The organism is Acrocarpospora corrugata (genome assembly GCF_009687845.1).
GTDB classification, from domain to species: domain Bacteria; phylum Actinomycetota; class Actinomycetes; order Streptosporangiales; family Streptosporangiaceae; genus Acrocarpospora; species Acrocarpospora corrugata.
Map to the genome: position 1 here is coordinate 1 of NZ_BLAD01000139.1, position 13,631 is coordinate 13,631.

A 13,631-nucleotide genomic window follows, 5' to 3' on the forward strand; every position below is an offset into this window, starting at 1 on the left:
AATCGAGTTCTTGAGCCCTACACGGTGCCGTGGGTGTGCGGCATCGCGGAGAACAGGGGGAGCATGCCATTCTCGTCCCAGGCACCGCGCAGGACCTTGCCATCCAGCGCGACCACCCACTCGGCCGGGCTGCCTGCGGCGAACTCGCGTAGCCATGCCCGATCCGCAGGTCCAGTTCCGCGGCATCCAGGCTGGTCAGGACGCGATACAGGGTGCTGCCGCTGGGGGCGCGATATCGGCCATGGGAGGGGCAGAAGCGGGCTCCGGCCAGCCATAACAGGTCCTGTGGCAGGTCAGCGGCGTGGTCACCCATCTCCCGGTGGTTCTTCGCACCGCTCAAGGTGGTGATGACCGCGACCGCCAGTACCGCGGTGAGTGAATGCCGTATCCCACGCGGGTCCCGCGGGGTCGCTCACCTGCGCGAGCATTGCCAGCAGCCCGTGTATCGGCCCGGTGTCGGCGCCCTGGCCGTGCTCAGTGTCGCCTTCCAGCGCGGGCGACTCGATTCCGGGTACGACAGCATGCGAGACTGACACCGATGACCTTCTTGCGGGTGGGTGAGCGTAGAGAACTCCCATGATCCCGTACAGAAGGTCATCCCCATATCTGGGCTCCGATCGTCACGCTCTGCGATATCCAACGAATCGGACGCAAGATCCCAGATACCCCAAGCAGGCGACTTCGAAATCGCCCTGATATCTAGGTGACCGAAGCGCCAGGCACTGCCAGCTCCGCAGCCTGGGACGACCTCGAGCACCCGCTACCGGATCGCCTCAAAGTTCACGGGGGAGCGGGCCCCTGTGAGAACAGGGGCCCGCTGATACCCGAGGGCCCTAATCCGGGGGGATGACCCGGAAGTTGGGGATGGGCCGTTCGGTTCGCTCGGCTTCCTCAGTGATGACCTTCGCGTTCTCGGGATACTCGACCCGGCCGAAGAAGATGCCCTTCAGGCAGTTTCCGCACCAGAAGATCGGGCGGCCCTTCTCCAAGTATCGAGTGTCCTGGACGAACACGAGGTTCAGCCGCCTGGCTGCGCAGTGCGGGCATTCCTGCTCTCCCACGGAAAGTGGATCGGCATAGGCCCGGTCGTATTCGGCGAGCCATTTCTGATAGGTCATGACCGCTGGTTCTTCGGATTGAGTGGATGGTTATCCCACCATAAGTTCTCGAACTCCTCGGCCTGCGTCTCCCAGATATTCCCCGCGTCATAATCGGCGGGATAGCCCATCCCGTCGCGCAGTTGCTGGACGTGGAAGCGTTCGTGGGCCAGCGTTCTGGCCAGCTCTTCCTCGTTCTTGAACGCGCCGTTTCGCAGAGTGATCACCTGTTTCGACGAAGTGCTGCCGGCGTATCCGCCTCGGTGGTTCTTATCGATGATGATCCTAACGTTTTGGAGGTCGATCCCGTATTTGTTCGCGACCATCTGAACGTTGGCCATCGTCATCGCCAGCCTGACGCCGCGGGCGCCGTTGCTGCCGTTCCTGGCGAGGTTGGAGCCCTTCCGGTACTTCGCCTTGCTGGCCAGCGCCACACCCTTGGCCGCCTTGCCGAAACCGGCGGTCACCACGCCGGCGAACGCCCAGAAGCACGAGCCGACGTCGCCCTTGCTGCATTTGACGAAGTCCGCGACGAACAGGTCGTAGACGAGGTTGAGGACCGACTTGCTTCGCGGGCAGTTGTTCCACCCGTTCTTCTCGCACCACTGGTGGAAGGCGTTCATATCCTCGCCCGGGGTCGGGCTCGGCGTCGCCTTCGGGGTCGGCTTCGGCTTCGGTTTGGGCTGGGGGCTCGGCGTCGGTATCAGCGACGGACCCGACTTCGGGCAGTCCATCCGCCCCGAGCCGTTGCCGCAGCCATCGACCGCCAGGCCGCTGGGGTCGGACAGGCCGATCGGGTTGTTGCCCGCGTACGAGTACGGGTTGCCCCATTGGGGGCGGCGGGCGTCGAGCAGCGGATCGGTGCTGATGAAGCGTGCGATGGCTGGGTCATAGTGGCGCGCCGACAGGTAGACGAGCCCGGTGGACGCGTCCTCGGTCTTGCCCAGCCAGCCGCGGTCGGTTCCAGGCAGATCGTCGGCTCCCCGCCGCTGCCCGAAGGGCAGGTAGCGTTCCCGGCTGACCGTTCCGGTGGCGTCGTCGATGGCGATCTGCTGGCTTCCGTGCAGGCCCGTCAGCATCCAGGTGACGCCGCCACCGTCCCGCATGGCCACCAGGGTTCCGTCGGCGCCGGCGTAGTACCGCTTGGCCGTCACCGTGCCTCCGGACAGCCGCAGCTCCATGCCGCCGAGGTAGAGCGTGGTGGCGCCGCCCGGCTCACGGCGGATCACCCGCTCGCCGCCGGCGTCGTAGACCATCGAGGTGGCCTGGCCGCCGAGCGTCACCTGGCTGAGTTCGCCAAGGTCGTTCCACTCGAAGGTGCCCGCCTGTCCGCCGACGTTCCGGCTCACCAGCTGGCCCGCCGTGTTGTAGCTGTATGTGTCATTGCCGGTCGGCCGGGCGATGGCGGTGACCCCGTTGGGCCGGGTTCCGGTCGGGTAGGTGTAGGTGGCGGCTTGGCCGCTGCTGGTCAGCGTGGTGATATTGCCGACCGCGTCGTAGGCGTAGGCCTGGGCGTAAGGATCCACGCCACCGCTGTCGGAGCCGGTGGCGCAGGTGGCGCCCGTGGTGGTGAAGGCCCCGACCAGGCGGTGCAGGCCGTCGTAGGAGAAGCACTCCGACTGGGCGCCGGGAGTGTCGAGCACGCGGGTGATCTCGCCCGCCGCGTTGTAGGAGAACTGGTCGTCCTGGGCCGTCACCGGGCTGGCGGTGTCGGCTTTGGCCGTCGTGGTCATCCTGGTCAGCCAGCCGGTCTCGTCATCCCAGGTATAGGCGCGCTTGACCTGCGCGGACGCACCGTACCAGCGCTCCAGCAGTTGGGCGCTCGGCGAATGGAGGGTGTCGTTGACGTAGGTGGTGCCGCCGCCGAGATCGGAGGTCAGCGACTTGGGGAGGCCCACACTGGTGTATCCGAAACTGACCACCTCGGCTGGGAGGCCGCCTGCGGCGGGCATACCCTGCTGGGTCAGGTTGCCGGACCGGTCGTAGGCGGCGCTGAACACGTAGTCGCCCGCCAGGGCGCCCTCGACGGCGGGGATGGTGCGCTTGGTGGCGGTCGGCCGGTAGTAGCTGTCGTAGGCGGTGACCGTGTCGACGTAGGCGTTGCCGCTCACAAGCCGGGTCGCGGAGGTCAGCTTGCCCTTGGCGAGGGTGTCGTAGACCCATTCGGTGAGCTTGGTGCCGGTTACGGCCTCACCCGACCATTGGCTCGTCCTGCGGCCGAGGTCGTCGTAAGTGCTGGAGATCTTGGTCCCGTTACCGTCAATGGTGAACAGCACACGTCCGGCGGCGTCGTACCCGATGCTGGACGAGCCTGAGTCGGGGTCGGTCGCGGTGGTGTTGCGGCCGAGCAGGTCATAGCCGAAGATCCTGACGTTGCCCTTGGCGTCGGTCGAGCCGGTCACCCGCCCGGTCAGGTCGTAGGCGTAGGTGGTGTCGTGGTGGGTGAGGCCGTCCTTCCACTCCTCGACCTTGATCCGCTGACCGTAGGCGTCCAGGACGTTCGCCGTCTTGCCGCCGACCGGGGGCGTCGTCTCGATGCGGTCAGCGCCGGGGTAGGCGGTGGTGGTGCGGCGTAGTTCGGAGCCGAGGTGGTAGTTGATGACCGCCGTCGGGCGTTCTAGACCGTCGTAGACGGTCTTGGCCCATTGTGGGAGATCGGTGAAAGCGGGGTTGAGCAGGCCGCTACCCGCCGCTGCCATGTTATGCACCGGATTACTGGAGACCGCAGGCAGCCCCCTGCTGTCGTATGCCGTGATTGTCACTATTCGCCCCCCTGCGGGGGACTCCATCTGCTGCTCGCGGTCGCGCCCGTGGCCGTCCTCGTAACCGGTGTGGCTCACATAGGTGGAACCGGAGAGCAGCCGGAGGATCGTTGTCTTCGCCGGACCCGTGGGCTGGCCGAGCGCGCCGTTGAACGGGATGTCGTAGGCGACCGTCGCCGACGGGGTTCCGCCGCTACGCGGCTCACCCAGGCCCCAGAACGTGGTTGTACGGCCAAGCGCGTCGTAGTCGATCTCGAAGACGCCGTTGTTGGGATCGACGACCGAGATGGCCTTGCCGGTGAGGTGGGACGCCTTGGTCGTCGTGATGTGGCCGAGCGGGTTGGTCGTCTTCAGGCCGCCGCTCGGCCAGCCCACCGCGGGGAGGTACTGCATGGTGGTGGTCTTATTCAGCGGGTCGATCTGGGAGATACCGCGCCCGTAGTTGTCGAAGGCGGCTTTCGTCGTGGCGAAGGTGGCCGCCGTGACGTACTCCCGGGTCTCGGTGACGTTGCCGTCGCTCGGGGCGTTGGTCGCCGGGTCGGTGCCGCCGTCGTACAAGCGAATGTTCTTGCCGACCAGAGTACCGGTCGTGCAGCCGTCTCCGGAGCGGCGCTCGATCACCGACGGGTAGTTGGTCATCCACGTGCCGCCGGCGGTGTTGCGGGCGTAGGTGAACGTCGAACAGGAGTTGTCGGTGGCGGTCGAGGTGTCACCGTAGTCGTTGGTCCGGGTGGGCAGGCCGTCGGCGTTGTAGACAGTGCGACTCTCGGTCCAGCGCCAACTCCCGCCGGTCACCCGCTCCCGGGTACGCTCCCGGGTCGGCAGTACGAACGCCGGATCCTGCACTCCGGGGCCGTTCCCGGTCACCGTGATCGTGTACTCCTGCCGGGTCGATCTCTCCTCCTCGTAGGTGCGCGGGCTGTAGCCGGTCATCTGCCAGGTCTGCTCCTGAAGCAACTGCCCCTGCAGTGCCCGCGCGTCGGTGACGGTGCCGCCCTCGAAGTCAGTGACGGTCCCGCCCATGCCGCGCAGGAAGGTCCGGGTCTTCACCGAATACTGCGACGGGTCGGTTCCCGAGCCCTCGATGGTCCGCACTCCGGCATAGCCCCGCCAGTCGGTGAGCGCGGGCGCGTAGAAGGGGTCACCGTAGGCGAGCGGCGAGGCCCACCCGGGCGAGCCGATGTACTCGTACGCGGTCACCATGTCGGGCGACCCGGTGACCAGGTCCTTCTCGGTGACCTTGCTGACCAGCTGCTTGTAGTAGACGGTCCAGGCCTCGTTGCCCGGGATCGACTGGTCGAGCTTGTAGCAGTCCCCTGCGTGGTCGTTGAAGTAGTTGCTTCCGTTTCGCCCGTTGCCGCCCGAGCACGGGTTGTTCTGCGCGTACTGGACCTCGATCCGTCCACCCATCCCGTTGCCGATGGCCCCGACGCGCGGGACCATGCGCCACGACAGGAGGTCGTCCCATTCGGACAAGTCGTCGTAGACCATCTTTCCGGCCAGCATCACCGCGTCGAAGTCGACCGGTGGCAGTTTGATCGTGCCTCCGGCCAGGCCCGTCTGCTGGACGGTGTCGAGCCAGAGCACCGGGTCGTACGGACCGAAGTCGTCGCGCGTGTAGACCCAGCTGTGCGTGAAGTCGAGCCGGTTCACGGGATCCCACGCCGAGGAGGTGGGGTTGACCGACTCGGTGAGGATCGATCCGATCTTCCGGGTGGAGAAGAACGCGATGGAGGAGTTCGAGCAGCCGCTCGCGGTGTCGCAGCGCAGGTCGCCCGGCACGTCGGTGCCGCCCCGGTCAGCCGTGGTGAAGGTCATTCGCGCGGTCGGCACGCTGCCCGCGACCTGCATGTTGTGCCCCCACCGTAGCTGCGAGAGGAACCCGCCGCGGTCGTAGGTGAGGGGATAGACCACCTCGTGGAGACAGGAGGGGAAGCACAGATTGTTCGGTTCCCGGTTGTAGCTGTAGTCGATGACGTTCTCGTTGCGGTCGATCTCCTGGTCGAGGTTCCAGCGCCACACCCCGGTGCAGGTGGGCGGCGAGAAATCGGCCCAGTACCGGTCGGAGCACGGCTCGCCGAAGTTGTTACCGACGTAGGGCACCTGCCAGGAAGAGTCACGCGTGTACCCGAGCCGGTACACCTCCCCCTCGGACGACTGCGCCCGCCAGTAGTCCTGCCCGCTCGCGGCCCCGGTGAGCAGCTCCAGCTTCCACCCCAGGTCGGGAACCGTCTTGTATGCCCCGGAGGTACGATCCTTGACGATCTGCGCCGATCGCCCGCCCACATTGAGCACGAGCTCCGACTGGGTCAGGTCGTTGGTCGTGGAGTCGCCGTCGTTCAGATCGGGCGACTCCCAGCACAGCGCCTCGCCTCCATCCACCTGCTGGGCCAGCCAGATCTGGTTCCCTTCCTCGTCGTAGAAGTAGTCCACGGCGCAACGGCGGTAGCGGCGCTCGATGAACCCGCTGCTGAGATCCCAGCCCGCGCCGACGACGCCCGATTGGTTGTTGGTCCAGTCGCCCTGGCCGTCGATCGAGGAGGCGTTGTAGCCGAGCGAGAGATTGGGCCCGTTTCCGCCGGGAGAGGGCGGTTCAGGAATGGGCAGATCGTAGGAGAACGCGCCGCCCGAAGTCCCGGCCTGCCAGGTGCCGGCGGGCTTCAGGTCGGTCGCGCCGAAGTTGCCGTCAGCGCTGGCCAGGCCGGCGGATAGCAGGTAGACGGCCGCCGACGGGGAGCTCTTGGAGGTGACCGTGGTCTTTTCGGCCCCGATGGCCGGTCTGCCGGGCCGTACCCGCGTGGTGATGATCCCGGAGGACGCCTTGATGTCGGCGACGAGCGTGCCGGAGCCGAGGTCGTTGACCGCCTTGACCTCCTGGGGGCGCGCCTGACAGTCCGGTGGGCGCGGGATCGCCGCCACGCACGCGGGCAGCCGGAGCAGCCGCAGCCGCCCGGCGAGGTTCCCGCCGAATGAGTCCTTGAATCCCGCATAGGACAGTTCGATGCGAAGATCGGCTTGGCCGACCGCTGGGTCGGCCTGGCTCAGTCGAACGCCGAGCCCGATCCCGCCCAGGCCGCGGACGACCTCGCCGGGCAGCGTCTCGACTCTGATCCGGCCGCTCTGACCCGCCACCCTGACCGGCAGGTCCCCGACGCGGGCGAAGGATCGGGACACCTCCACTTCGGCGCTGTCCGCCTTCGGCCAGACCGGGTCGCGCTTGACGGGCTTCGGCTGGGAGTCCTCCGCCCCCTTCGTCGGCTTGACATGAGGTACGGCCTTGCCTTGCACCGAGGGTTCCGGCTCTTGCGTCCTGGTCGCCGCGGCGGCTTGCCGCGTCATCCCCTCGGGAACCCCGACCCCGGAGATCAGAACCGCTCCCGCGATTCCCACCGCCACAATCGTGAATCCCCGCCGATTGCCTGGTAAGCCCATATCGTGATCCCTTCGCAGGCATGGCGACGCGGGCCTCGACGGGAGGCCTTGGCGTCAATTGCTGAGAGAGAGCGATCAAGGCGCATCGTTATTCAGGCTGGGAATCCGGTCAACTTACGAGAATGGATATTTCCACATACAGACCGCGTTCGCGCAGGTGTATTGACGCATGTCAGTACGTCTCGTCAGACGGATTCGTTAAGTCGCCGATCAGTTATATTCTCTGGTCTGTGATTTTCGTCACACACTGAAATGGACCGCTCCTACGAGTGGGTGTGAGCTGGGGTTTTGGAGACCACTTCCGGTGCGCTTCAGCACTGTCCCTGCCGAAAATTCCATCCGTGCGTTCAAGCGGCATGTGAGTCAGGGTGACCGCAAAGTCTTCATCGCTGGTCAGGTGCCCATTCCGGGTGAGGTCCGAGGCCCAGCAGGGCCAGGAGCAGGGCCGGATCGTGTTTGACCTTGCGGATGGTGGCAGCGATCCTCCGATTCCCGGATTGACGGATCAACCCGATCACGGTGTTACGGAGAGTGGCCATCAGACGGGGTCTGGAGCCGGTCCTGATCACCGAGGCATCCTCACGGAAAGTAACATCTCGGATGTTCTCCGGGGGGCAGCCTGGGCACCAGCGCATATCTCACGCGCGTTTGTGCAGCTCATAGGCTGTTAGCAGAGACGTTACCGTCCGCAACAGGTGTTGCGCGTCGATGACACACGGTGTGTCATCGACGGCGTTGTGTGGCGTTGAGCTGGGCCATGAGTTCGCGGTTGGCGGCCCGCGCTGCGGCGAGGTCCTCGTCGCGTTCGTCGAGTCGCAACCGTAGATCGATGACTTGCTGTTCCAGATGAGCGATCTGCTGGGCGAGAGCGTCGGCATCGGGGACTGCGCCGAGTCCGGATTCTCGCCAGGCTTGTTCACCGAGTGCTTCGGAGAGTCGGCGTTCGAGCTGCTGGATGCGGGTGCTCAGGCGGATGGCGCGTTCGTGAGCGGCGAGAGATCGGCTTGGAGCGACGCGCGGGTGACGGCGGGACCGGTGCCCTGGCCGGTGCCGGGTGGAGCGGCTTCCAACACCTGGAGCTGCTGGAGTAGATCGCGGTGGCGGTAGAGGAAACTACGGTCCACGGCGGCGGCCCGGGCGATAGCCGACACGCTGATTTCGGTGCCATGGCTGCGGGCTTGGTCAAGGGCGGCGATGACCCGCTGGCGGCGGGCGGAATCGGCTTGGCGGCCCTTCATCATCGCGTCGGTCCGTGGCGAAGCCGCCGCTGGCGTGGAGGGCGTGCTGACTGCTGTCATGCGGACTGTTCCCTCCGGGGTGCGGGCATCGGCAAGGTGGTCGGGCTGGGGCCCGGCGCGAGGGCATGCCCAGGTGGACCGCGCGATGACGGCGGACGGTGGCCACTGCCTGGTCGATGTCGGCGCGTTCGGTGTCCGAGATCTTTTGAGGATGTCGCGTACGGTGCTGGGCGGTACCCGAAGGCCGATGCCGACCAGTTCGCCGCTGATGCGCTGGTAGCCCCACGTAGGATTCTCCCGGGCCAGGCGCAACACCGCCTCCCGGATGTCCGCGCGTGTAGAGGGACGACCTGGGCGTTTGGGTGGGTAGGTCCACCGGCGCGTGACCAAGGCGCGGTGCCAGCGCAACAACGTCGCGGGGGTGACGAAGAAGACATCCAGCGACGAGCGGGGAAGCAGCCGCGACAAGGCCGCGAGCACGACCCGATCCACCGGCTGGAGATCAGGCCGGTTCACCTGACGGCGCAATACGGCGACCTGATGGCGAAGCACCACGATCTCGGCCGTCTTGGCCCGATCACTGCGGCCCAGCAGGACCAGAAGCTGAAAGACACGCCCGAGGATGAGGTAGAGCAAGGACCACGACACCGTCAGCAGGATGCCCGAGACCTCATCATGCTCAAGCCACGAACTCCCAAGTCAACCCTGGCAGCTGAGTTTCCGCACCCCACAGGCAGATCAAGCGCGGCCGGTTATTGAGGGCATATATCCCGGTACGTCTCACCAGGGATGTACTGCCGCCATTCTTCCGGCGTGAGAGATCGGCCGGCGAAGAGACAGGCGGATGTGAACGGGTCTTCGGGCAAGGCGACGCCCCACCATTTGATCGTCTTGTCGTTGCCACCGGTCACCATGGTCGTGCCGTCAGGATTGAAGGCCACGGCATAAACGCCGCCGGTGTGGCCAGTGAAGGGATCTCCCACGGCACTGCGGGTGTCCACGTCCCACAGCCGGGTCGTCCCGTCGAGCCCGGTGGAAGCGAGTGTCCTGCCGTTGGGGCTGAACGCCACTTCGCACACTCCTTCAGTGTGACCGGTGAGAGGGTCGCCGATCTGGTCACCCGTGGAGGTGTCCCACAACCTGATGGTCCGGTCCGCGAGGCTCGCCGTCGCCAGGATCGCGCCGTCGGGGCTGAACGCCAACTCGGTCACGCTCTCGTTGTGGCCAGTGAGCGGAGGAACGACCTCTTGCCGCGACGCGGCATCCCACAGGCGGGCCGTCCCGTCGTCGCTGCCCGTTGCGAGGACCGCTCCGTCGTTCGGGCCGTAGACGACCTTCGTGATGCCGTCGGTGTGACCGATCAAGCGTTTGCCGACCCGACGGCCGCTCGCGACATCCCAGAGCCGGACGGAATTGTCGTCGTTCCCGACGGCGAGCATGGCCCCGTCAGGGCTGAAGTCCACCCCATCCACAGAACCCTGGTGCTCTTTGAACGGAGACATGACCCGGCGCCGGGTCTCGACCTCCCATATGGTCGCGCCACGCCCGTCGGTGGTGGCGAGGAGATCGCCCTCAGAGCTGAACGCCATCCCGTCCTCGTAACACTCGGATTTCATCGGGTTGTTGGCAGCCACTTTCAGAGGCCTGCCGAGGGTTTCGCGTTTCTGTGTGTCCCAGAAGCGGACCATGTCATCGGCACCCTGCGTGGCCAAGGTCCGGCCGTCGGGGCTGAAGGCCAGGTCGATCACCTCGTCCTCGGCCGGCGTCTGCGGAGCGACCTCACGGGCGATGTTCAGATTCAAGATCCGCAGCCCGGAATAGGCGCTGAGGAGGAGAGTGTGCCCATCGGGGCCGAGGCTGAGAGCGCCTGCGGCAGACAGCGGTTCGCTGATGGGGCGCAGGTCGGGCACGCTCCAGAGCCCGGTGCTCTGGCTTCCGGTCGCGATGACGCCCGTGCCGTCAGGGGTGAAGACGAGGTCGTTCAGGCCCATGCTGTTGTCGGTCTTCACCTCGCGGATCTGCTTGCGCGTGTCCACGTCGACGAGCCGGATGCCGCCGTCACCATCGCCGAGGCCGATGGCGATCGTCCGGCCGTCCGGACTGAATGCCTGCGGGCACCCCGGGCCGTTGTGCTTGGCGATGGGAGCTCCGATGTAGCGGCGTGCGGTCACATCCCACAGCCGGACGTAGAGCGCTTCCGCCTGACGCTCCCCAACGGCGAGTGTCTTCCCATCGGGGCTGAAGTCCAGATCGCAGATGTCCACCGGCTTCCCCGACCAGATGGGATCACCCAGGGCACGGCCTTTCCTGATGTCCCACAACCAGACGGCTCCCTGGCGGCTGTCGCCGACAGCCATGATCTTTCCGTCCCGACTGAAGGCGATCTTCTCGTCGTATCCCGATATGTCGGGCGGGTTCCGTTTGCCGACGGATCCGAAGAAGGTCGCCTGCGCGCCGGACAGCCGCCACAGTCGCAGAGTGCCGTCATAACTACTGCTGGCCAGCAGATCTCCGGCGTGATTGAAGACCAGGCCGGTGACCAGGCCGGCGTGGCCCTTGAGCGGAGAGCCGAGCGGTTTACGCGTGATCGCGTCATAGAGCTGGATGGAATGGTCCGGCGCGTCGGCCAAGGCGATGATCTTCCCGTCCGAGCTCTGGGTCGCAGCGGTGAACGATGGGGAGCCCCCGCCGATGGTGCCCCCGTCGGGGGTCAACAGCGTGCTGAGCATGCTGCGACGGGCCTCGTCGGTGGGTGAGATGTCCCATGCCGCCGTGGCCAGCAGGCGGGCGACGGTTATGTCGGCGCTCCGGACGACCTCGGCCTTGGTCGCGAGTTCCCGGGACAGGGCGTCGCGGCTGTCCGATCGCGCCACGAGCGCGGTGCCCACGGCGGCGATCGCGAGGACCACGAGCGCGCCCGCGACCAGGCCGCGCCATCGGGCCGACCGGTTCCCGGCCCGCCTGGCCGCGCTCAGGAACTCCGTGGCCCCCGCCGAGAGCGGCGGATAGCGTTCCCACCTTGGGCGGGCCTGTTCCACCGCGACGAGCCGGGCGCCGCGATAGAGGAAGGACGGGTCCCTGTCTCCCTTGGCCCACGCCTCGGCGTCGGTGACCAGCCTGCTGTACACGACACGGTCGTTCTGGTCGTCGTGCAGCCATTCGCGCAGCCGGGGCCAGGCGAGGAAGAGGATGTCGTGGGCGACCTCGACGGTCGACTCCCGCAAGACGACGATGCGCCTTTCCGCGAACGCCGACAGCACGTCCTCCATGTGGTCTTCACCCTGGAGTTCCTCGCGGGGCACGCGGCGCCCGCTGGGCTGGCCGTCCGCGGACACGGTCGTCAAGTGGTGGAACACCTCCCGGGCGGTTTCCCGCTGACGGTCGGTCAGTTTCGCGTAGGCCTCCTCCGCGCTGGACTGCACGGCGAGTGCCACTCCGCCGCCCTTGCCGTAGCCGCGGATCGTCAGCCGCCGCCCTTCCCGCCACTCCCACGTGGTCAGCATCGCCTGGGAGACCAGCGGCAGCACGCCAAGCCCGGTCGGCCGGTCCCACGCGATGGTGTCGTTGGAGCGCAGGTCGCTGAGGATGGTGTCGATCAGGCCGTCGGCCAGCGTCAGGCCCGCGCGTTCGGCCGGTCCGGAGATGGCCCGGCGCAGCTCGAACTCCAGCAGCGGGCTGAGGATGAAGACACCGTCCCGCATGACGTCGATGAGGTCGGGCAGGGCGGCGCAGCGATCCCAGAAGTCCCCCCGTACTCCGATGACCACCAGCGCGGCGGGCTGCCCCTTCGGCCCGCACGGCGTCTCGGCGACGGCGCGCAGCAGCGTGACGAAGGCTTCGGCGGTGTCCTTTCGGTCGGCCCGGTCGGCCGCGAGGGTGAAGACCTCCTCGAACTGGTCGACGACGAGAACCAGCCGGGGCGCGTCGTCCGCGTCGTCCGCGTGCGCCTGGGCGGCCTGGCGGAAGAGCACGTGGGCCTGGTCGGGGGCGTCGACGAGCGCGCGGCGCAGACTGACGGCGTCGGTCCCGAGCAGACCTGCCAGGTGCACGGCCAGCTCTCCCAGAGGGGCTGAGGTGGGGGTCATGACCACCCGGGGCCATTGTTCGGATCCTGGTAGGCCCAGCGCGCCATCCGCCAGTGCGGGAAGCAGCCCCGCGCGGAGAAGGGAGGATTTGCCCACGCCCGAGGCACCACTGACCAGGAGCATGCCTACACCGCCTAGCCGCTCGCCCAGCATGGCGACCAGGTCGAAGGTGGTCTGCTCCCGGCCGTAGAACACTTCGGCGTGCTCCACGCCAAAGGGCAGCAATCCCCGGTACGGGCACACGTCGGCACCCGGGAGGTCGCTGGCAGGCCCGCTGCTGTCCGGAGCGGTCTGCCTCCTGATAACTGCGAGTTCGGCGCGGATGTGGCCCAGGTCGGCCGTCTGCCGCCGAATCTCCGCCCGGTCGGCGCGATGTTCCAGTTCCTGGTTGCGCAGGCCGCGCTGGATCTCGACGATCGACTGCTCCAGCCCACCAAGGAGGAATGCGAATTCGCCAAAGGTGTCGCGCAGTTCGACGAAGACCGCAGCGATCTGCGAGCCCAACTGCCGCCCCTCTATTCGCACGGCCTCGCGCAACGCCGTCCCGGAGGCGTCGATCTCGCGCAGGACCGTGGCGATCTCCGCGCGCAGCGACTCGGCGTGTTCGTCGCCGGCGCTCAACGCCTCCTCCAGGAGGGCCGACAGCTCCCGTTGGGTTTGCAACGCGTCCGGGACGGCTCCGCCGTTCCGCGCGCGCAGGGTGTCGGCACCTCGGACGATCATGTCGCTGAGGACATTGGTTCCCAGACCGCCGACCAGTTCAGAGACCGCCCCCGTCGACGCCTGGAGCAGCGGGACGAACGCGCCGGCGCTGAACCCCGCGAGGAGCGCGATGGGGGCGGCGTCGCGCACCTTGTGCGCGAAAAGGCGGGTTCCGTCCACGCCGAGCTGACCATGATGCGCCGCGAATCGGACCCACCCACGGACACCTTCGCGCATGCGTTCACGAAGATCTTCCACCGCTGCGAACTTCTCCTTGGTGCCGGTGCCACGTCTGGCGAAGTATCACATTTGAGC

The 13,631-nt window shown here is 67.0% G+C and carries 4 protein-coding genes and 1 pseudogene; all 5 read right to left on the reverse strand.

What is annotated here, in order from left to right; all coding sequences use genetic code 11:
- Positions 1–181: 181 nt before the first annotated feature.
- Positions 182–394, reverse strand: a pseudogene (locus tag Acor_RS46595) (transposase family protein); the annotation flags it as partial.
- Positions 395–833: 439 nt separating this feature from the next.
- Positions 834–1,118 carry a hypothetical protein gene (locus tag Acor_RS40890; protein ID WP_155342135.1) on the reverse strand — a complete coding sequence of 95 codons (285 nt, stop codon included), beginning with the start codon at positions 1,116–1,118 and terminating at the stop codon, positions 834–836.
- Positions 1,115–7,249 carry an RHS repeat-associated core domain-containing protein gene (locus tag Acor_RS40895; RefSeq protein ID WP_170317355.1) on the reverse strand — a complete coding sequence of 2,045 codons (6,135 nt, stop codon included), beginning with the start codon at positions 7,247–7,249 and terminating at the stop codon, positions 1,115–1,117. The genes Acor_RS40890 and Acor_RS40895 overlap by 4 nt, the downstream gene beginning before the upstream one ends.
- A gap of 1,007 nt (positions 7,250–8,256) precedes the next feature.
- Entirely contained in the window at positions 8,257–9,165 is a 909-nt protein-coding gene (locus Acor_RS43880; RefSeq protein ID WP_218034813.1) for a hypothetical protein, read from the reverse strand.
- A gap of 116 nt (positions 9,166–9,281) precedes the next feature.
- Positions 9,282–13,574, reverse strand: coding sequence for an nSTAND1 domain-containing NTPase (locus tag Acor_RS40905; protein ID WP_155342137.1), 4,293 nt, complete (start codon positions 13,572–13,574; stop codon positions 9,282–9,284).
- Between the last annotated feature and the right edge of the window lie 57 nt (positions 13,575–13,631).